20 protein-coding genes are annotated in these 19108 nt (G+C 70.5%); 10 read left to right on the plus strand and 10 right to left on the minus strand.

Going from position 1 to position 19108, the window contains the following annotated elements; all coding sequences use genetic code 11:
* Positions 1 to 39 precede the first annotated feature (39 nt).
* On the minus strand, positions 40 to 639 hold the full coding sequence (locus tag ABD327_RS26190) for a LuxR C-terminal-related transcriptional regulator (RefSeq protein WP_344453770.1): 600 nt from the start codon (positions 637 to 639) through the stop codon (positions 40 to 42).
* A 143-nt stretch (positions 640 to 782) separates the two neighbouring features.
* Positions 783 to 1544 carry a DeoR/GlpR family DNA-binding transcription regulator gene (locus ABD327_RS26195; protein WP_344453772.1) on the minus strand — a complete coding sequence of 254 codons (762 nt, stop codon included), beginning with the start codon at positions 1542 to 1544 and terminating at the stop codon, positions 783 to 785.
* Positions 1545 to 1625: 81 nt separating this feature from the next.
* On the opposite strand from ABD327_RS26195, the gene ABD327_RS26200 reads away from it, so the two are divergent.
* The 4 genes from ABD327_RS26200 to ABD327_RS26215 are packed head-to-tail and all read left to right on the plus strand — an operon-like array spanning position 1626 to position 5310.
* Positions 1626 to 2510 carry an SIS domain-containing protein gene (locus tag ABD327_RS26200; RefSeq protein ID WP_344453774.1) on the plus strand — a complete coding sequence of 295 codons (885 nt, stop codon included), beginning with the start codon at positions 1626 to 1628 and terminating at the stop codon, positions 2508 to 2510.
* Between the two features lie 15 nt (positions 2511 to 2525).
* Positions 2526 to 3638, plus strand: coding sequence for an N-acetylglucosamine-6-phosphate deacetylase (gene nagA / locus ABD327_RS26205; RefSeq protein ID WP_344453777.1), 1113 nt, complete (start codon positions 2526 to 2528; stop codon positions 3636 to 3638).
* Complete coding sequence (locus ABD327_RS26210) at positions 3635 to 4507, plus strand: 1-phosphofructokinase family hexose kinase (RefSeq protein WP_344453779.1); 873 nt, start codon at positions 3635 to 3637, stop codon at positions 4505 to 4507. Before nagA ends, ABD327_RS26210 begins: the two co-directional genes overlap by 4 nt.
* Positions 4495 to 5310, plus strand: a complete 816-nt coding sequence (locus ABD327_RS26215; protein WP_344453782.1) for a class II fructose-bisphosphate aldolase — start codon at positions 4495 to 4497, stop codon at positions 5308 to 5310. The genes ABD327_RS26210 and ABD327_RS26215 overlap by 13 nt, the downstream gene beginning before the upstream one ends.
* 10 nt (positions 5311 to 5320) lie before the next feature.
* Here ABD327_RS26215 and ABD327_RS26220 read toward each other — a convergent pair whose 3' ends face one another.
* From ABD327_RS26220 to ABD327_RS26240, 5 genes are all read right to left on the minus strand, one after another.
* Positions 5321 to 6532 carry a PucR family transcriptional regulator gene (locus ABD327_RS26220; RefSeq protein ID WP_344453784.1) on the minus strand — a complete coding sequence of 404 codons (1212 nt, stop codon included), beginning with the start codon at positions 6530 to 6532 and terminating at the stop codon, positions 5321 to 5323.
* A gap of 117 nt (positions 6533 to 6649) precedes the next feature.
* Positions 6650 to 7252 carry a TetR/AcrR family transcriptional regulator gene (locus ABD327_RS26225; protein ID WP_344453787.1) on the minus strand — a complete coding sequence of 201 codons (603 nt, stop codon included), beginning with the start codon at positions 7250 to 7252 and terminating at the stop codon, positions 6650 to 6652.
* 189 nt (positions 7253 to 7441) lie between these two features.
* Positions 7442 to 8716: a serine/threonine-protein kinase gene (locus ABD327_RS26230; RefSeq protein ID WP_344453789.1), complete on the minus strand. Its 1275-nt coding sequence runs from the start codon at positions 8714 to 8716 to the stop codon at positions 7442 to 7444.
* Between the two features lie 112 nt (positions 8717 to 8828).
* A complete protein-coding gene (locus tag ABD327_RS26235) occupies positions 8829 to 10625 on the minus strand; it encodes a protein kinase domain-containing protein (protein ID WP_344453791.1) in 1797 nt (598 codons plus the stop codon).
* 43 nt (positions 10626 to 10668) lie between these two features.
* A complete protein-coding gene (locus tag ABD327_RS26240) occupies positions 10669 to 12345 on the minus strand; it encodes a serine/threonine-protein kinase (protein WP_344453793.1) in 1677 nt (558 codons plus the stop codon).
* A gap of 193 nt (positions 12346 to 12538) precedes the next feature.
* On the opposite strand from ABD327_RS26240, the gene ABD327_RS26245 reads away from it, so the two are divergent.
* Both ABD327_RS26245 and ABD327_RS26250 read left to right on the plus strand, forming a co-directional pair.
* The gene (locus ABD327_RS26245; RefSeq protein WP_344453795.1) at positions 12539 to 13306 is read left to right on the plus strand and encodes an SDR family oxidoreductase; all 768 of its coding nucleotides are present in this window, start codon (positions 12539 to 12541) and stop codon (positions 13304 to 13306) included.
* Positions 13307 to 13334: 28 nt separating this feature from the next.
* Positions 13335 to 14288 carry an LLM class F420-dependent oxidoreductase gene (locus tag ABD327_RS26250; protein WP_344453797.1) on the plus strand — a complete coding sequence of 318 codons (954 nt, stop codon included), beginning with the start codon at positions 13335 to 13337 and terminating at the stop codon, positions 14286 to 14288.
* 179 nt (positions 14289 to 14467) lie between these two features.
* On the opposite strand, the gene ABD327_RS26255 is transcribed toward ABD327_RS26250, so the two are convergent.
* Positions 14468 to 14704, minus strand: coding sequence for a hypothetical protein (locus ABD327_RS26255; protein WP_344453799.1), 237 nt, complete (start codon positions 14702 to 14704; stop codon positions 14468 to 14470).
* A 334-nt stretch (positions 14705 to 15038) separates the two neighbouring features.
* On the opposite strand from ABD327_RS26255, the gene ABD327_RS26260 reads away from it, so the two are divergent.
* Positions 15039 to 15833, plus strand: coding sequence for an ArsR/SmtB family transcription factor (locus tag ABD327_RS26260; protein WP_344453802.1), 795 nt, complete (start codon positions 15039 to 15041; stop codon positions 15831 to 15833).
* A gap of 66 nt (positions 15834 to 15899) precedes the next feature.
* On the opposite strand, the gene ABD327_RS26265 is transcribed toward ABD327_RS26260, so the two are convergent.
* Positions 15900 to 16076, minus strand: a complete 177-nt coding sequence (locus tag ABD327_RS26265) for a winged helix-turn-helix transcriptional regulator (RefSeq protein WP_344453805.1) — start codon at positions 16074 to 16076, stop codon at positions 15900 to 15902.
* Between the two features lie 411 nt (positions 16077 to 16487).
* Here ABD327_RS26265 and ABD327_RS26270 point away from each other — a divergent pair, with 411 nt between their 5' ends.
* Complete coding sequence (locus ABD327_RS26270) at positions 16488 to 16712, plus strand: hypothetical protein (RefSeq protein WP_344453808.1); 225 nt, start codon at positions 16488 to 16490, stop codon at positions 16710 to 16712.
* A 230-nt stretch (positions 16713 to 16942) separates the two neighbouring features.
* Here ABD327_RS26270 and ABD327_RS26275 read toward each other — a convergent pair whose 3' ends face one another.
* Positions 16943 to 17971: a phosphotransferase family protein gene (locus tag ABD327_RS26275; RefSeq protein WP_344453810.1), complete on the minus strand. Its 1029-nt coding sequence runs from the start codon at positions 17969 to 17971 to the stop codon at positions 16943 to 16945.
* 90 nt (positions 17972 to 18061) lie between these two features.
* Here ABD327_RS26275 and ABD327_RS26280 point away from each other — a divergent pair, with 90 nt between their 5' ends.
* Positions 18062 to 18703, plus strand: coding sequence for an HAD family hydrolase (locus tag ABD327_RS26280; protein WP_344453813.1), 642 nt, complete (start codon positions 18062 to 18064; stop codon positions 18701 to 18703).
* Between the two features lie 113 nt (positions 18704 to 18816).
* Positions 18817 to 19020, plus strand: a complete 204-nt coding sequence (locus ABD327_RS26285; protein WP_344453815.1) for a PspC domain-containing protein — start codon at positions 18817 to 18819, stop codon at positions 19018 to 19020.
* The last annotated feature ends 88 nt before the right edge of the window (positions 19021 to 19108 follow it).

Below are 19108 nucleotides of genomic sequence, written 5' to 3' on the forward strand. Positions count from 1 at the left end.
GACCCGTTCAACAGACCGCACGACAAATAGATATGTCGCTTAAAAAGCACTGATGGAACGCCATCTCGCCACAGCGTGCTGCCGATTGTCCGCTTTGAGTCTCCGGTAAATATGGTGGACGTGGTTCTTCACCGTCTTCTCGGAAATGAAGAGCCGGGCGGCGATGGTCCGGTTGTCCTGCCCCTGGGCGATGAGCTCCATGACCTCCGCCTCCCGGGGCGTGAGCTCGTGCTCCAGCGCCCGCAGCCGCCCCGGCCCGGCCTGGGACCGGAAGTGCAGCCACTCCACCAGCGCTGTCGCCACCGGAGGCGAGAGGAAGGCGCGGCCCCGCGTCGCCGCCCTGATCGCCCCGGCCAGTTCGGCCGCGTCGAAGCAGCCGTGGCGCAGCATCCCGTAGGCGCCCGCCGCCAGCGCCCCGACCAGGACCGAAGGGCTCTCCAGCGAGGTCAGCACCACGACCGCGCCCTGCCGGGCCAGCCGTTCGACCTCCCGGACGCCCGCCGCGTCGGCCAGCCCGAAGACCAGCGCCTCGGCGTCGCCGGCGACGACGGAGAAGCCCCCCGCCTCCCGCAGCAGCGCCTCCAGCCCCAGCCGGAGCACCGGGTCGCCCTCCACGATGCGCACTCTCGTCGCGGACAACCGACACCTCCCCCACCCCGATGCGCGCCCTTACCCCCGCCCTATCGTGCCTTAATCACCCCCGATCTCCCCATTAACACGGAAAGTCAGTAAAGGTAATCAGAGAAAATGCGCCTTTTGTCGATCTATATCGGCTGTCGAGGTCAGGCCAGCACGATTTCCAGGCCCGCCTCCCGAAAGGGCGCGAGCCGCTCCTCCCCCGCGGCGGAGTCGGTGACGAGGACGGCGATCCGGGAGACCGGGCAGATCCGCGCGAAGGCCCGCGCGCCGAGCTTGGAGGCGTCGGCCACCACGACCACCCGGGCGGACCGCTCGGCCATCAGCCGGTTGATCTCCGCCTCGCCCTCATGCGCCGCGGAGGCGCCGAAGCCGGCGTCCAGGGCGTCCACCCCCAGGATCGCCAGGTCCAGGGAGAGAACGTCGAGGGTGGCGGCGGCCAGCGGCCCGATCAGCTCGTAGGAGTGCGGCCGGGCCACCCCTCCGGTCATGACGATCTTGGCGGTGGGCCGGACGGTGAGCTCGGCCGCGATGTTCACCGCGTTCGTCACCACGGTCAGTCCCGGCCGTGCCGCCAGCTCCCGCGCCACCTCCGTCGTGGTGGTGCCCCCGTTCAGCCCGACCACGGCCCCCGGTTCGACCAGCGCGGCGGCGGCCCCGGCGATGCGCTGCTTCTCGGCGGCGGCGCGGGCCGCCTTGTAGCGCAGCGGCAGGTCATAGGCGACCTCGGCGGAGACCGCACCGCCCCGGGTGCGCTGGAGGAGCTGCTGGCGGGCCAGCTCGTCCAGGTCCCGCCGGATGGTCGCGGGCGAGACGTCCAGGGCGAGGGCGGCCTCTTCGACGTCGATGCGGCCGCGGTCGGCCAGGAGTTCCAGCAGCCGCGTGCGGCGGGAGTGAGCGGAGGCCATACCGCTCATTCTTGCAGCGGCATGGTGATTCTTGTACGTTTATCGGGTAATTCACGCAGGATTGAACAATCGGGGGTCGTCGTGACGTTCGTAGCCGAAGAGATCGGCAGCCAGCCGGACTGCTGGGAGCGAGCCGTCTCTCTCGCCCCCGGGGCGGAGGGGCTGCCCTCGGCGGGCGAGCGGGTAGCCGTCGTCGGCTGCGGGACCTCGCTGTTCATCGCCCAGTCGTACGCGGCCCTCCGCGAATCCGCCGGACTCGGTGAAACGGACGCCTTCCCCGCCTCCGAGTTCCCGTACGCGCGCCGGTACGACCGCGTCGTGGCGATCTGCCGCTCCGGCACCACGACGGAGGTCCTCGAACTCCTGCGGCGCACCGGGACTCCCAGCGTCGCGGTCATCGGCGACCCCGGCACGCCCATCGTGGAGACGGCCGACACCGTGGTCCCCCTGGAGTTCGCGGACGAGAAGTCGGTCGTCCAGACGCGCTTCGCCACCACCGCGCTCACCCTGCTCCGCGCCCACCTGGCCCTCTCCGAGCCGTCCCTGCTGCCCGGCGACCTCGTGGCGCAGGCCGCCGAGGCCGTGAACGCGCCGCTTCCCGAGGGAGCGGCCGAACGCACCCAGTTCACGTTCCTCGGCGCGGGCTGGACGAACGGGCTCGCGCACGAGGCCGCGTTGAAGGTGCGCGAGGCGTCCGGTTCCTGGACGGAGTCCTACCCCGCCATGGAATACCGGCACGGCCCCATCAGCGTGACGGACGAACGCAGCGTCACCTGGTTCTTCGGCGCCCCTCCCGAAGGGCTCGCCGACGAGGTGAAGGCGACCGGAGCCGTCGTCTCGGCCTCAGGCCTCGACCCGGTCGCCGACCTCATCCGGGCCCAGCGGCTGGCCGTCGCCCTGGCCGAACGCAAGGGCCTGAACCCCGACGAGCCCCGCAACCTCACCCGGTCGATCGTCCTCACCTGACCCATGACGGACTCCATGAACTCCACGACCTACACGAACGCCCGCCTGGTCACCCCTTCCGGGGTCGTCGAGAACGGCTGGCTGCGCGTCGCCGGCGGACGCGTCGACGCCCTGGGCGAAGGCCCCGCCGAAGGCCGCGACCTGGACGGCGCCTGGGTGCTGCCCGGTTTCGTCGACCTGCACGTCCACGGAGGCGGCGGCCACTCGGCCCTGGCCTCCCGGGACGCGATCCGCGAGGCCATCGCCTTCCACCGCACCCACGGCACCACCTCGACGCTGGTCAGCCTGGTAACCTCCCCGCTGGACCGGATGGCCGAGGCCGCCGGGTGGATCGCCGACCTGACCGAGGAGGGCCTGGTCCTCGGCGGCCACCTCGAAGGCCCGTTCCTCGCGCACTCCAGGTGCGGCGCGCAGGACCCGGACGCGCTCCGGGCCCCCGACCGCGCGGAACTCGGGCGGCTCCTGGACGCCGGGCGCGGCACGATCCGCCAGGTCACCATCGCCCCCGAACTGGTCAACACCAACGGCGACACCGGCCTCGACCTCATCCGCGACCTCGTGGCACGCGGCGTCGTCGCGGCCATCGGCCACACGGACGCCACCTACGAGCAGGCGCGGGCGGGCATCGAGGCCGGCGCCCGCCTCGTCACGCACGTCTTCAACGGGATGCGAGGCCTGCACCACCGCGAACCAGGCCCCCTTCTCGCCGCCGGAGAGCACCCGGACGTCGTGCTGGAGGTCATCAACGACGGCGTGCACCTCGATGACGCCGTCGTCCGGATGCTCGACCGCCTGGCGCCCCGCAGGCTCGCCCTCATCACCGACGCCATCGACGCCACCGGCATCGGCGACGGCGACTACCTGCTGGGCGCGATGCACGTACGCGTCAAAGACGGCCAGGCCCGGCTCATCGAGAACGGATCCCTCGCGGGAAGCACCCTGACCATGGACGCCGCCGTACGCCGCGCCGTCAACGACGTCGGGCTGCCGATCGAAACGGCCTCCCACTACGCCTCGGCCGTCCCAGCCCGGGTGCTCGGCCTCACCGACCGCGGAACACTCACGCCCGGCGCGCGCGCCGACCTGGTCTTCCTGGACGACGGCCTGCGGGTCATCGAGGTCCCGTGATCCTCACGGTCACCCTCAACCCCGCGCTGGACGTCACCTACGACGTCGGGAAGCTCACCCGCCACGCCGGCCACCGGGTCCGGCGGGTCCAGAAGCGGGCCGGAGGCAAGGGCGTCAACGTCGCCCGCGTACTCGCCGCCCTGGGCCAGGAGGTGCTCGCCACGGGCCTGTGCGGAGGCCCCACCGGCGACCTCGTCCGCGAAGACCTCGACGAGGGCGGCGTCCCCCACTCCTTCCAACCGGTCTCCGGTGACACCCGACGCACCGTGGTGGTGGTCGACGACGACGCGACCGTCTTCAACGAGCCCGGCATGCTCGTCCACCCCGCCGAATGGTCGCTCTTCCAAGCCCGTTTCTCGCGTCTCGTGCAGTCCGCGAGCGTCGTCGTCCTGTCCGGAAGCCTCCCGCCGGGCCTTCCCGTCGACGCCTACGCGGTGCTCACCCGCCTCGCGAAGGACGCGAAGGTCATCGTCGACGCCAGCGGCCCCGCCCTGAGCGCCGCCGTCACCGCGTCCCCCGACCTCCTCAAGCCCAACGCCCAGGAGTTCGCCGAGGCGGGGCTCTCCCCGACCGGGACTCTCGTCGTCTCCCAGGGCGCCGGAGGCATGGTCGCCATGACGGACGGCCGCTGCCTGGAGGCCCGGCCTCCCGAAGTCCTCAAGGGCAACCCCACGGGCGCCGGGGATGCCGCGGCTGCGGCCCTGGCCGTCGCGCTGCGCGACGCGGCCCCGTGGGACGAGGCCCTGCGCGACGCGGTGGCCCTGTCCGCGGCGGCCGTCCTCGCTCCCGTCGCGGGATCCTTCGACCATGCCGCCTACCGGCGGTTCCGGCCCCGAGTCAGCGTGAAGGAAGTCCCATGCCCCTGGTGAAGACCGCCGAGCTCGTGTCCCCCGGCACCGGGATCGCGGCGTTCAACGTGATCACGCTGGAGCACGCCGAGGCGATCATCGCCGGCGCGGAGGAGGCGGGGGCGCCCGTCATCTGCCAGATCAGCGAGAACGCCGTCAAGTTCCATCACGGGCGGCTGGGCCCCGTCACCGCCGCCACCGTGAGCCTCGCGGAGTCCTCCTCCGCCCGGGTCGCCCTGCACCTGGACCACGTGACGGACGAGTCGCTGCTGCGCCGGGCCGCCGACCACGGCTTCGGGTCGGTGATGTACGACGGCTCCCGCCACGACTACGCCGAGAACGTCGCGCGCACCGCGGAGGCCGCCGCGTGGGCGCACGCCAACGGACTGTGGCTGGAGGCCGAACTCGGCGAGATCGGCGGCAAGGACGGCGCGCACGCCCCCGGCGTCCGCACCGACCCCGGCGAGGCCGCCCGGTTCACGGCGGACACCTCGGTGGACGCCCTGGCCGTGGCCGTGGGCAGCTCCCACGCCATGACCGACCGCACCGCCAGGCTCGACCACGACCTCATCCTCCGGCTGCGGGACGCGCTGCCCGTCCCGCTGGTCCTGCACGGGTCCTCGGGCGTCCCCGACGACGAGCTGCGCCGCGCGGTGCGCAACGGCATGGTCAAGATCAACATCGGCACCGCGCTGAACGTCGCCTTCACCGGCGCGGTCGCCGGGCACCTGCCGTCCGGGGTCGACCCGCGCGGGTACCTGGCCCCCGCCCGCGACGCCATGGCCCGGACGGTGGCGCACCTGCTCGGGGTCGTCTCCGGCTGAGCGCGGAGGCTCAGACCTCGCGGCCCTCGGCGACCAGCGTCAGCCAGACCCGCAACGACATCTCGAACGCCATCCGCGCCTCGGGGTCGTAGAGCTGGTCGCCGAACAGCTCCTCCAGCTGGTGCAGCCGGTACCTGACGGTCTGCGGGTGGACGTGCAGCCGGTTGGCGACCTCGGTGGCGTTGAAACCGCTCTGCAGGCAGGCCAGCAGGGTGCGCGCCAGCCTGTCCCGGTGCCGGGCCCTGATGTCCAACAGCGGCGCCAGCCTCGTCTTGGCGACCGTCCAGACCAGTTCCTCGTCCTTGAAGACCACCAGGCTCGGCATGTGGTCGACGCAGCGGATCAGCCCGTCGTCGGGCACCACGCCCCGCTCGGCCAGCACCAGTGTGTCCCTCGCCCAGCGCAGAGACCTTCCCAGCTCGCCGGCCTCGACCGTCGGGCCGATCGCCGCCGACCAGTCGCGCAGCGCGCCCTCCAGCATCTGCCTGCGGCCGGGCCCGTCCGGGTCCGGCACGATCAGGCAGGGCTCGTGGCGGTTGAGGTCCATGAGGACGTCCGGGGGCAGCGCGGGCTGCAGGAACTCCTCCGTCCGCCGCTCCCGCAGCGCCACGGCGGCCACCGACTTGGGGACGCGCCACTCGGCGCTGCGCGCGGCCTCGGCGACCATGGCCGGAGAGGCCGGCGGCTCGGCCAGCAGCAGGTCGAGCAGCCTGCGGCGGCGCCTGCTCTGCTCGCCGGCGACCTGCTCGCTGGCGGCGTGGTACCCGGCGGCGGCGGCCGCGGCCAGCTCGTCGAGGAAGAGCAGGATCGCCTCGGCCATCTCGCCCAGCGCCGAGCGCGGCAGGTCGTAGCGCTCGGACTCGGCGGTGATGCGGCGGAGCGCGACCCGCGCCCCCAGCCGCATCGCGATCTGCAGGTTGTCCAGGCTGCGGCCCTCGCGGGCCTCTCCCCAGCCGATGAACCGGTAGACCTCGGTGAGCTTCTCCAGCGACGCCTCGGGGTCGGCGACCAGCTCCACGAAGTGCTGGAGCGCCCCCTCGACCGCGGCGCGGATGTTCGCCTCGTACGTCGGGTCCAACCGGGAGTACTCGGGAACCTTGACCTGGATCTCGGCGATCATCTCGTCGGCCACGCTGGTCAGGAAGGACTCGAGGAAACCGGTCCACTCGTCGGGGAGCTGGGGGAAGGCGCGCGCCGAGGAGCCGTCCAGGGCGATGGACATGGCCGGCCTCCCTCATCGATACGTCACCGCACTCGCAAGTTACTCGCACGTTCATACCGGCGCACCTAGCAAGCCGACAAAAGCACCGCGATATTTGTTACGAACGTGATAACGACGTCAACGAGAGCCGACGATCAGACGCGCCGCCGTACGCACCATGGAACGGACCTCGTCCCGCGGACGGGCCAGCGACGTCAGGCTGATCAGCGCGGACAGCACCAGCTGCCCGACGACGGCCTCGACGTCCTCCAGGGAGACCCCGGCCACCGAGCCGAGCGTCCCGTCCGGGTCGATGGCCCCGCTGAACCCGTCGCGGACGTAGCCGAACAGCTCGTTGCGCGACTCGTCCACCCCGGCGTCCTGGGAGGTGACCGCCTGGACGACCGCCGAGGTGAGCGGGAGGTTGGCGGCGGCCAGGTCGACCAGCGCCTCCAGCAGGACGCTCAGCCGCTCGGCGGGGTCCGCCTCCGGCGCCCGCACGTCCGCGAGCACCCGGGCCCACTCGGAGGCGACCTCGGTGAGCAGGTGGTCCTTGGACGAGAAGTAGCGGTACACCGTCGCCCTCGCCACGCCCGCCCGGTCGGCCACGTCGTGCATGGTCACCGCGGAGTAGCCGCCCTCGCTCGCGAGTTCCCGTGCGGCCCCGACCAGCCGTGCCCGTCGCGCCTGCTGCTCCTTGCTCAGAGTGCGCGTGACGGTGATCCGTACGTCGCCGGTCAAGGGACACCTCCAGTTATTTGTCCACAATCCTCCCGCATGCGCGGTGGAAAGACGGCCAAGGGGAGGTCTCAAAATGCACCATTCGCCACATGAACGCCGCCGAGGACCGTCCGGCCTGCCCGGACCCCCGTCACGCACTGTACGGCGGTGACCGCCATCGGCCGCCCCCACGGCACGGCCGGGAGGACGTCATGTCAGCAGCGTCACCAGCAGCACCAGCGCGACCACCGCGATCACCACCGCCAGGACGATGATCGTCGCGGTCCTGCCGTTCGCGTCCTCCGCGCCCCCCTGGACCGGCGCGGGCTGCTGGTAGACCTGCCCGTAGTCGTACTGGTAGGGCAGCGGCTGCTGCTGGTGTTGCTGCTGCTGGGGCGGAGCCTGGTAGCCCTGGTAGTCGCCGGCGGCGGGCCAGGCGTTCGGCTCCAGCAGGGTCTTCGCCTCCGGCTCCACCTGCCGGGGCGGCGGCGGCTGCGGCTGCGGCTGTGACGCGGACGGTCGCTGCTGCCGGATCTGCCGGGACACCTGGCCGAGCTGCCCCGGGTCCAGGACGGTCTCCAGCGGGTCCTCGCTCTCGCGGGGCCGGTCCAGGATCGTCTCGTCGAACTGGGTCGCCGCGGCCAGGATCGGGTTCGGCCGGGAGGACGCCACGTCCGCCAGCAGCGGCATCGCCTGCTCGCCCGTCATCCGGGTGGCGGGCTCGCGCGACAGCAGCCCCTCCAGCACCCGGGTGAGCTGCCCGGCGTTCCGCGGCTTGGGCACCGGCTCCGACAACGCCGCCGACAGCGCCGCCATCGCGTCCTGCCGCTCGTAGGGGGCGTACCCCTCGACCGCGGCGAAGATCGTCGCACCCAGCGACCACAGGTCCGAGGCCGCCGTCGCCTTCTCGCCCTGCACCCGCTCCGGCGGGATGTAGGCGGGCGACCCCATCACCAGGCCCGTCTGGGTGAGGGTGACGTCGCCCTCCATCTGGGCGATGCCGAAGTCGGTGAGCACCACCCGGGGCGGCTCGTCATGGGTGATCAGGATGTTGCTGGGCTTCACGTCGCGGTGCAGGATGCCGCGGGAGTGCGCGGCGCGCAGCGCGTCCAGGACCTGCCGTCCGATGTCGGCGGCCCGCCACGGCTGGATCGTCCGCTCGTCGTCGAGGATCTGCTGCAGCGAGCGGGCCACGACCAGCTCCATGACGATCCACGGCCGGCCCTCCTCCTCGACCACGTCGTGGACCGTCACCACGTTGGGGTGGTTGAGCCGGGCGGAGGCCCGCGCCTCGCGGAGCGTGCGCTGCTTCAGCACGTCCTTCTCACGGGCGCTCAGACCGGGCCCGAACGTCACCTCCTTGACCGCCACCTCGCGGTCCAGCATGGTGTCCCGGGCGCGCCACACCGCGCCCATCCCGCCTCGTCCGATCTCGTTGTGCAACCGGTAGCGGCCACCGAGCGGGCGCCCCGCCGACTGTCCCATGATCCGGTCTCTCCCCGAACTGTGGAGAACTCGTCGGGACCGGAGCTCCCCTCGCCTCGATCCCGCTGGTCTTACATGGGACGCGTGAGCCTCCCCGCAGGTTCAAAGCATCTCACGGACCGAACGAATCGAGAATACGGAGGGCGTCCTCCTGATTCTCCGGCCATTCGTCCGCGGGGTAGACCACGAACAGCGCCCAGGGCCGACCCTCCAGCTTCAGCTTGCGGTTGATGCCGTGCCTCGGCTCATCGGTCTTGCTGCGGAACAGGAACTCCATCTGCGCAGCGGGCTCCCCCGCTATCTTCTCGAGTTTCTTCCGCTCGACCTGCTCGAAGCCCTTGAACGTCTTCAACCCGTCAAGCGACCGGTAAGCGCTGCCGTCGACGGTCCAGTCCGTGCGGTCGACCTGGACGTAGGCATCGGAATCCGGGTCGTTCCAGAAGGTGGAGTTCTCTTCCACCCGCTTGTCCCAGTCCTGGGGGACCTCGAGACTGAAGCCCTCGCCGGAGACCTCCTTGAACTCCCCGAACAGGATCGCGGGCTTCAGGACGAAGATCAGGGCGATGATCGCCAGGATCCCCGCCACCGAGCCGACCAGAGCGGAGAAGCCCATCCCTCGCTTCCCCGGACGGTGCGCGGGCGCGCGTCCCGTGTCGAGGTTCTGGATCCACTGCTCGTCGGAGGACCGCTGGGCCGCGTGGGTCGGGTGGGAGGGGTGGGACTGGTGCGCCGGCGGAGGCGGCGCCATGTGCCGGGTCGAGGGAGTCTGGTGCCTCGCGGGCGAAGGCTCGTAGGAGGCCTGCGGAGGCTGGCCGTAGGACACCGGCGAGGGCTGCTGCTCGTAGGAGACCGGCGAGGGCTGCTCGTAGGAGACCGGCCGCGCGGGAGGGGGAACGTCCCGGACGGGCGGGAGGGCCGACGAGGTGTGGAACGTCGGGGCGTCCTGCCAGGCCGGACGGGAGGGGGCCGCCGAGGGGCGGTACAGGGAGTCGAACCCCTCGCCGACGGACGGGCGCTCCTCCTCGAACGCCGCCGTGGGCAGGAACTCCTGGTGGGAGCGGTCGGGCGTGGTGGACAGCAGCGGGGCCGCGGCCTCCGAGTCGGCCCGGTGCAGCAGTTCGGAGGCGGCCGCCGCGTTGAGCCGGACGTCGGGGTCCTTCTCCAGCAGCCCCGTGATCAGGGGGGCGAGCTGCGTGCCGCGCCGCAGCTGCGGCACCGGCTCCATCATCACGGCCGCCAGCGTCGAGAGCACGTCGGGCCGCTCGAACGCCGAGTAGCCCTCGAGCGCGGTGAACAGCGTCGCGCCCAGCGCCCACAGGTCCGCGGGCGGGCCCGGCTTGACGCCCTGCGCCCGCTCCGGCGACATGTAGGCGGGCGAGCCCATGACGATGCCCGTCTGGGTGAGCGAGACGTCGCCCTCCATCTGGGCGATGCCGAAGTCGGTGAGGACCGCGCGGTCCTCGCTGAGCATGACGTTCGCCGGCTTGACGTCCCGGTGCAAAATGCCGGCGTTGTGCGCGGCCCGCAGCGCCCCCAGCAACTGTCGTCCGATCTCGGTGACCCGGGCGACCGGCAGCGCCCCCTCGGTGTCGATGGCGTCCTGGAGCGTGCTCGCCTGGACGAACTCCATGACGATCCAGGGGACCCCGTCCTCCTCCACCACGTCGTGGACGGTGACGATGCCCGGGTGGGTCAGGCGGGCCGCCGCCCGCGCCTCGCGCAGCATGCGCTCGTGCAGGACCGCGCGGGCCGCGTCGTCCAGACCGGGCGGGGTCGTCACCTCCTTGACCGCCACCGACCTGCCCAGCACCTCGTCGACGGCATGCCAGACGGTCCCCATTCCCCCGCGTCCGAGCATCCTGTCCAGCCGGTAGCGGCTTCCCAGCAGCCGCTCCTCCCCCTGTGTCATGCCGGGACCCTATCGAGAGTTGCTCACGGAACCATAAAGATGATCAGCTTCGGCCCTTGAAACCCTGCAGGACGGGCTGGAGCTTCGCCCAGGTCTCGGTCCAGGAGCTCTCGGGCGCCATGATCAGGATGGCGTATCCCATGCCGCCCGTCACGAAGCCCCGGTTCAGCGCGTGCATCCTGCCGCCGCCGTTGCCGGTGAAGGTGAACTCCCAGTCGGCGGACTTCGCGCCGTTCTCGGTGTCGGGCACCGGCGGATGGTCGCCGGTCTTCTCGATGCGGACCGTCTGGTAGCCGTTGAAATTGGGGGACTGCGCCAGTTGCTCCCAGTCCGCCAGCGCGCTTTCGCCCGGGTCGTCGGTCTGATCGATCTGGATCCTGACGCCGTTGGACCCGTCGAAGAAATCGCCGTTGGCCTGCTTGGAGGGGCCGGTGAAGTCGTTCGGGAGCCACAGCGAGTAGCCGGTCGAGTCCTTGTACTGGCGGAAGCCCGCCGGCGGCCCGGCGATCGTCGGGCTCGGGGTCGCCTCGGCCTTCTCGGTGGGCTTGGACGTCCCCTGGGAGGCGCTCGGGCTCGACGCCGTGCCGGGTTCCTTCTTCTCCCCCGACCCGCCGTTGTCGCTCTGCGCCCAGACCAACCCGCCGACGACCAGCGCGGTCACCAGCGTGATGGCGGCGACGACCATCGCGGTGGCGCGACCGCCCCGTCCGGTCGACCCCGCCTGGGTGGGCTGCGCGTCGAACAGGCCGAGCACGCCGTCCTTCTCCGGCTTACCCGACTTCTCGGGCCGGGCGACCTGGCCGGTCTGCGGGAGTTCGGAGACCGCCTCGGGCAGCGGCTCGACCATCGTGCGGGTGCTGGAGGCCGGCGGGGTGACGGTGCCGTTGCGCGCGATCTCGTCCAGCATCCGGCCCGCCTCGATGGCGGTCAGCCGGGTGTCGGGGTTCTTGTCCAGCAGGCCCTCGATGACCGGCCAGAGCGGTCCGGCCTTCTCCGAGTGCGGCACCGGGTCGGTGATGATGGCGATCAGCGACGCCATCGGCTCGGGCCGGTCGTAGGGCGAGCGGCCCTCGACCATCGCGTGCAGGGTGATGCCCAGCGACCACAGGTCGGACGCGGGCCCGGCGACCTTGCCGCGCGCCCGCTCCGGCGCGATGTAGGCGGGCGAGCCCATGACGAGGCCGGTCGCGGTCAGCGTGGCGTCGCCGGTGGCGGTGGCGATGCCGAAGTCGGTGAGGACCGCCCGGTCGTCGTCGGTGATGAGCACGTTGGACGGCTTGACGTCGCGGTGCAGCACGCCGGCCTCGTGCGCGGCGTGCAGCGCGCTGAGCATCTGCCCGCCGAGGGCCGCCGCGCGCTGGAAGGGGAGCGTGCCGTCCTTCTTGATGACCTGGTCGAGGGATCGGGCCTTGATGAGCTCCATCACGATCCAGGGGCGGTCGTCCTCCTCCACCACGTCGTAGACGGTGACGACCCCCGGGTGGGCGAGCCGCGCGGCGGTGCGGGCCTCGCGGAAGGTGCGGCGGTGCTGCAGCTCGCGCTCGTCGTCGCTCAGCCCGTAGGGGAGGATCACCTCCTTGACGGCGACGTCCCGGCCCAGGACTTCGTCGAAGGCCTGCCAGACCGTTCCCATCCCGCCTCGGCCGACCTGTGTGTGAAGCCGGTATCGACGTGCCAGCAACCGGTCACTCGAGGTCTCGTTCGGCATAGAAGCGACCATATCCAGGTTCGAAGGTGCATAACGTCAGCGCCGCAAACGCAGCATTGCTTAAGCCTTAGATGTTCTCACTACCCCGGGGAGTTCGGCTACGAACGCGACCTCCCTCACCCTCTCCTCCCACCCCGGGGGTCGAAGTAACCCGTGAGTCAGTTACTGGGTAGAGTGCGCGGCGAACCACGTTCTGGAGGGTGACATGCGGACTGGACTGGAAGGCAAGACCGCGCTGATCACGGGCGCGTCTCGGGGCATCGGGAAGGCGATCGCCTTCGGTCTGGCGGCCGAGGGCGCCAATGTGGTGCTGTCCTCGCGCAAGCAGGAGGCGTTGGACGAGGTGGCGGCGGAGATCCGCGCCGCGCACCCCGGAGTGGGCGTGCTGGCCAAGGCCGCGCACGTGGGGGACGAGGAGCAGGCGCGGGCCTGCATCGAGGCGGCCGTCTCCGAGTTCGGCCGGATCGACGTGCTGGTCAACAACGCCGGCACCAGCCCGCACTACGGGCCGATGGTGGACATCGACGCCTCCCTCGCGGCCAAGACCGTCGAGGTCAACCAGTACGCGGTGGTGATGTGGACGCAGCTCGCGTGGCGCGCGTCCATGGAGCGGAACGGCGGCTCCATCATCAACATCGCCAGCGTCGGCGGGCTCGTGACCGAGCACGGCATCGGGTACTACAACGCCACGAAGGCGGCGGTCATCCACCTCTCGCGGCAGTTCGCGATGGAGCTGTCCCCCGGGGTCCGGGTCAACGCGATCGCGCCCGGCCTGGTCAAGACGAAGCTCGCGCGGGCCCTGTGGGAGGAGAACGAGGAGGCCATCAGCAAGGCCCTGCCCCTGGGCCGCCTGGGCGTGCCCGAGGACATCGCCAACGCCGCCGTCTTCCTGGCCGGTGACGCCTCCTCCTGGATGACGGGGCAGACCATGGTCGTCGACGGCGGGTCCATCATCCGCCCGTCCATCGCCTGACGAATCCGACGAGCCCGAGGAGACCACCGTGAACTGGGGACTGACCATTCCGCTGGCCGGCATCCCGCTGGCCGAGCAGAAAGAGATCATTCAGGAGCTGCCCGGCCTCGGCTACACCGACGCCTGGTCGGCCGAGACCAACGGCACCGACGGATTCACCCCGCTGGCACTCGCCTCGCAGTGGGCGCCCGAACTGCGCCTGGGCCCCGCGATCGTGCCCGTCTACACGCGGGGCCCCGCTCTGCTGGCCCAGCAGGCCGCGACCCTGGCCGACCTGGCCCCCGGCCGTTTCGTCCTCGGCATCGGCACCTCCAGCGACACCATCGTCGAACGCTGGAACGGCATCCCCTTCACCGAGCCCTTCGCGAAGGTCCGCGACACCCTGCGCTTCCTGCGCAAGGCTCTGGCCGGCGAGAAGGTCACCGACGAGACCCTGAACGTGAAGGGCTTCAAGCTGGAGACGGCCCCGAAGGTCGCCCCGCAGATCGCCCTGGCCGCCCTGCGCCCCGGCATGCTGCGCCTGGCCGCCCGCGAGGCCGACGCCGCCATCACCAACTGGCTGTCCCCCTCGGACGTCCGAACGGTCCGCGAGGCGTTCGACCCCGACAAGGAGTTGCTCGCCCGCCTCTTCGTGGTCCCCACCGAGGACGCCGACGAGGCCCGCAAACTCGGCCGCTGGCTCATCACCTCGTACCTGAACGTCCCCGTCTACCAGAAGTTCCACGAGTGGCTGGGCCGCGGCGAGGCCCTCAGCCCCATGAACGAGCTCTGGGCCTCCGGCGACCGGCAGGGCGCCCTGAAGGCCATCCCCGACGAGGTGGTGGACGACCTCATCATCCACGGCTCCCCCGCCCAGTGCCGCGCCCGCATCCGCGAGTACGTCGACAACGGCCTGACCACGCCGATCCTGATGCCGCTGCCCAACAGCAACCTCAACGGCCCCGACGCCGTCCGCGCCCTGGCCCCCACGGCCACGGCCTGACCCGCTCGCTCCGCCAGGCCCGCACCGCCCACAACAGCGGTGCGGGCCTTCCGCTTCTCCCACCGTCATTCGAACAAAGGGGGCGGCCCCGGCGCGAAGTACTCATCATCGTTTCCGAGAGGGCGTTATGCGGGGAGGCCCGCAGTCCCGCCGCGGAGCCACCACGAGCATCATCACCGTCAGTCGTCGGCGGGCTTTCGGCGGCCGAAGAGGAAGTAGGCGATGGGGACCGCGCCCAGGGAGTTCACGAACGCGACCGTGGCCCCCCATGCGCGTTTGGAACCCCGGATCTCGGCTGCGGGGCGCCGTTTGAGGTCGATCAGCGCCGCGGCCTTCAAAAGGACCTCGCCCACCGTCGCGGCCACGATCAGCCTGCGGCTCCGCTCACTCAGCTCGTTCCACCGCTTCTTGACCACGACAACCCCTCATTCTCCGCGACATGTCCCGTTCCATTGTGGAGGACGCGCTGGTTCGTCGGGGTGTGCGTCCGGCTGTTGAAAATCTCCGAGCCATGGTGACGCCTCACCCTCATGTTGCCGAAGGCGCTCACGGCCGAAACGGTGCTCAGGCGACCTCGATCTGCAAGAGGATCTCATCGTCGCGGACTACCACCTGGACCTTGACGACGCCCGGGAGGAAATTCGCCCGCCGTAACCAGCGCGTCTTGACGTGCAGCCATCTGGCTGCCTAAATTAAAGGCAGCCAAGAGGCTGCATATCTACAGGTGGCGACCCGAATACGAGGGCGGGCATGGACGAGGTGTTCAAGGCGCTGGCCGATCCGAACCGGCGGGCGCTGCTCGACTCGCTCAACGTCCGCAACGGGCAGACGCTGCGCGAGCTGTGCGCCGGACTCGACATGGCCAGGCAGTCCGTCAGCAAGCACCTCGCGGTGCTGGAGGAGGCCGGGCTCATCACGACCGTGCGGCGGGGCCGGGAGAAGCTGCACTACCTCAACGCCGCGCCCGTGCACGAGATCGCCCACCGGTGGATCAGCCGCTACGACCGGGCCAGGGTCCAAGCCCTGGCAGACCTGAAACTCGCTCTGGAGGAGACCCCGATGGACGCGCCGACCTTCGTCTACACCACCTACATCCGCACCACCCCGCAGAAGCTCTGGCAGGCGCTGACCGAGCCCGCCTTCACCCGCCGCTACTGGGCCACGGAGTTCACCACGGACTGGTCCGTCGGCTCGCCGATGACCTGGGACAACCACGGCGTGCTGATCAGCGACCCGGAGCAGGTCGTGCTGGAAGCCGAACCCTACAGTCGGCTCTCCTACACCTGGCACGCCATCACCCCGGAGCTCGCGAAGCGCTTCGGCTGGGACGGGGAGCTTCTCGCCCGGTTGTCCGGCGAGGCCCGCTCGAAGGTCACCTTCACGGTCGAGGAGACCGCCGCACAGGTCGTGAAACTCACCGTCGTACACGATGGCTTCGAGCCCGGATCGAGCCTGGCCGAGATGGTCGGCCACGGCTGGCCGAGCGTGGTGGCGAGCCTGAAGACGCTGCTGGAGACCGGCGAACCGCTGCCGGACGATGCGTGACCTCCCGATCAGGGCTCGACGAATGACCGAAGAGGGCTGCCCCACAGCTGATCTCGGCCCCGCCTCTCAAACCGGGGCTTCCGCTCCCCAGTCCCACAGGGTTTGGAGGACCGGGCCGAGTCGGTTTCCATGCGCGGTGAGCGTGTAGCGCACTCGCGGCGGCCAGCCCGGACGACGATCACGCTGGACGACGCCGGCCTCGCCGAGCTGTGCCAGCCGGTCGGACAGCACCTTGTCCGGCAACGTGGGCAGGACCGCTCCCTACCGACACGACCCGAGCGGCTTCCCCGACTGGTTCGCGGTGGTGCCAGAGGCACCCGTCACACCGCAGCCGGCAACCTGAGGACACCGTAGACGATCACCCGCCCTGCCTCATTCGGAGGGAGAGGCTCACAGGCCCTCCAGGACGGTGGCGGTGTTGGTGTGCGGGAACGGGTCGTCCCTCGGAAACAGCCGTGCAGGCCGTGTCGAAGGACCCGAAGCTGGAACCCTGGCCGGATTTCACCCGTGTCGATGGCGGATCCGATGGGCCCGAGCGGTCCTCGTATAAATGGTCGAGCCCGACGACCGGAAGCCGGTATTTCGTCGGATCCGCCAATGCCGCGATGCGCGGGCGGCGAGAAGACTGGCGGTCCCCGACCCGAGGAGTCAGCCATGAAGCTGCGCACTCTCACCGCGGCGGCCGCGCTCGCGGCCGCCTTCGCCGTCCCGGCGCTGTCGGCGCCCGCCCAGGCCGCACCCGTCCAGGCCCCGTCGCGGGCAGCGGCCGGACAGTCCTGCGTCACTATGCCGTGGCCCCCCTTCATAGAGATAAAGACCATGGGTGCGACGAGTTCCGTCTGGTGGCCTGCTCTCGTCACCAAGACCCTCTGCTTCTGAGGATGTCGGAGGTCCGGTAGCGAACACGGGAATCCAACGGACCCACCTCTGAACTGCATGGACAGAGGCGGGTCCTGACGACTGGGCGGCCGTACCCCTGGGTCGGTGAGCTGTTGCAGATGCGTCACCGACAACGAGGCGGCCTACCTGACTCGACGCCTACGCGGCCTAACCTCACGAATCCCTGATCGTCGGTTTGCCGGACGTCCCCATGTGACGCATTACGAGGCTTACAACTCCTCCAGCACGGTGGCGAGCAGGGCGGTGGCGGTGTTGGTGTGCGGGAACGGGTCGTCCGGGGGCACCAACTCGTAGTTGATGAACAGCTGGCCGATGCGTGCCATCACGACCGCGAACTTCAGGCCGGAGAGCACCTCGTAATAGCGCAGGTTCTCCATGGGGCGTCCGAGTAGTTCCTCGTACCGCTCCACGGTCTGCTCTCGGGTCGGAAAACCTTCCAGGGGCGGAAGCTCGACGGCCGTGTAGTGGTGGCGGTCGAGGTAGAGGTACCAGGCGAGGTCTTCTTCGGGCTGGCCGAGGGTGACCATCTCCCAGTCGAGGATCGCGCTGATCTCGCCGTCGACGAACAGGATGTTGCCGATGCGCGAGTCTCCCCACAGCAGCGACGGGGTGCGCTGCTCCTCGGGACGGTTCGCGCGCAGCCATTCCAGGGCCCGTTCGGCGAGGGGCACCTTTCCCTCGTAGGACCAGTGGAGGTAGTGCTCGTAGTAGTCGAGGCGCTGCACCAGTCCTGTCGGCCCGTACGCCGTCTGGTCCACGTATTCGAGGCCCTCGGTGGGCTGGGCGTGGATCTCCGCCATGGCGCGCAGGCCGTTGTCCCACAGGGCGGCCCGTTCCGCCGAGGAGATCTCGGTGACCCAGCCCGCCTGGTGGTAGGGCGGCATGTCGGAGGGGGCGAGACCGGGGCAGGCCGCCATCACGAAGAACGGGGCGCCCAGCAGGGAGGGGTCGGGCTCGTACCAGAACACCTCCGGGACCTTCAGGCCTCGGGCGCGCAGTTCGCGCAGGACGCGGTACTGCTCCGCGAAGCGGGGCTCGGGGAAGATCTGGTGGCCGGTCGGCGCGACCTTGGCGACGTAGTCCGCGCCGCCCGCCCGGAAGATCAGGGTCTCGGCGGAGAAGCCGCTGGAGGAGGGGGTCTCCAGATGCTCCACGGTGGCTCCGGGCAGCCGCCCGTCCAGCCAGCGGGTGAGGACTTCCCGGGTGAGCGCGGGGTCGCGCTGGTCGGGTACCGGCACGCCGCCTCCTCTCTTTACCAAGCGCTAGGTAGGTCTTGCGACGGTAAACCCTGAGTCGGAGCATGGGAAGGGCGTCTTTAGGATGGGCGGATGGAGATCAAGGCGGTGTTCTTCGATGTGGGCGAGACCCTCATCAACGAAGGGCGCATCTACGGCGAGTGGGCCGACTGGCTGGGCGTGCCTCGGCACACCTTCAACGCGGTCCTCGGCGGGGTGATCGCCCGCGGCGGGCACCACCTGGAGGTCCTGGAGCACTTCAAGCCCGGCTTCGACCTGGCCGCCGAGGAGGCCGCCCGGCGCGCCGCCGGGGTGCCGAACGGCTTCGGGCCCGAGGACCTCTACCCCGACGCGCGGCGGTGCCTGTCCGATCTGCGGGCGATGGGCCTGCTGGTGGGGGTGGCGGGCAACCAGCCGAAGGAGGCCGCCGCCCAGTTCGCCGCGCTCGGACTGGAGGCCGACGTCGTCGGCATGTCCGAGGACTGGGGCGTGGAGAAGCCGTCTCCGGAGTTCTTCGCCCGGGTCGGCGCCGAGGCGGGGCTGCCGCCCGAACGCATCCTCTACGTGGGCGACCGCATCGACAACGACGTCCGTCCCGGGCTGGCCGCCGGCTTCCAGGTCGCCTTCCTCAGGCGCGGCCCGTGGGGCAACGTGCAGCGGGACGACGAGGCGCTCGCCCGCTGCCGGTTCCGGCTCGGCTCGCTCGCCGAACTTCCCGACCTTTTGATCCCTTAAGGGACTTCCCTTACCCCTCGAGGACCAGCTAAGAACAGTACATAAGACCGATTTGTTAGACCCAACGGCTTCGTAGCGTGGTAGTCATCAGCACCATTAGCGAAGGAGTCGACATGGAAGGCCTCTACCGTCCCCGGCAGGGCAGGATGATCGCGGGAGTGTGCGCCGGACTGGGCCGGCGGTTCGGGATGAGCCCCGGACTGGTCCGGGCGCTGGCCGTGCTGTCCTGCCTGCTGCCCGGCCCGCAGTTCATCGCGTACGTCATCCTGTGGATCATGATGCCGAACGAGGAGAAGTACCGGGCCGCCCGGATCTGACAGCCGGTCTCCAAAACCATGGAAAATGCGTACGGTGCTTCCCGGGTCACCGTACGCTACCAACTGAATCGCAGCACTATTGGACATT

The organism is Actinocorallia aurantiaca, assembly GCF_039533685.1.
Classification (GTDB): Bacteria; Actinomycetota; Actinomycetes; order Streptosporangiales; family Streptosporangiaceae; genus Actinocorallia; species Actinocorallia aurantiaca.

Coding starts and splice junctions, on each gene's coding strand:
- ABD327_RS26195 (WP_344453772.1), bottom strand. CDS start 1,544: ATGGCCTCCGCTCACTCCCGCCGCACGCGGCTGCTGGAACTCCTGGCC.
- nagA (WP_344453777.1), top strand. CDS start 2,526: ATGAACTCCACGACCTACACGAACGCCCGCCTGGTCACCCCTTCCGGG.
- ABD327_RS26215 (WP_344453782.1), top strand. CDS start 4,495: ATGCCCCTGGTGAAGACCGCCGAGCTCGTGTCCCCCGGCACCGGGATC.
- ABD327_RS26220 (WP_344453784.1), bottom strand. CDS start 6,532: ATGTCCATCGCCCTGGACGGCTCCTCGGCGCGCGCCTTCCCCCAGCTC.
- ABD327_RS26230 (WP_344453789.1), bottom strand. CDS start 8,716: ATGGGACAGTCGGCGGGGCGCCCGCTCGGTGGCCGCTACCGGTTGCAC.
- ABD327_RS26235 (WP_344453791.1), bottom strand. CDS start 10,625: ATGACACAGGGGGAGGAGCGGCTGCTGGGAAGCCGCTACCGGCTGGAC.
- ABD327_RS26240 (WP_344453793.1), bottom strand. CDS start 12,345: ATGGTCGCTTCTATGCCGAACGAGACCTCGAGTGACCGGTTGCTGGCA.
- ABD327_RS26245 (WP_344453795.1), top strand. CDS start 12,539: ATGCGGACTGGACTGGAAGGCAAGACCGCGCTGATCACGGGCGCGTCT.
- ABD327_RS26260 (WP_344453802.1), top strand. CDS start 15,039: ATGGACGAGGTGTTCAAGGCGCTGGCCGATCCGAACCGGCGGGCGCTG.
- ABD327_RS26270 (WP_344453808.1), top strand. CDS start 16,488: ATGAAGCTGCGCACTCTCACCGCGGCGGCCGCGCTCGCGGCCGCCTTC.
- ABD327_RS26280 (WP_344453813.1), top strand. CDS start 18,062: ATGGAGATCAAGGCGGTGTTCTTCGATGTGGGCGAGACCCTCATCAAC.
- ABD327_RS26285 (WP_344453815.1), top strand. CDS start 18,817: ATGGAAGGCCTCTACCGTCCCCGGCAGGGCAGGATGATCGCGGGAGTG.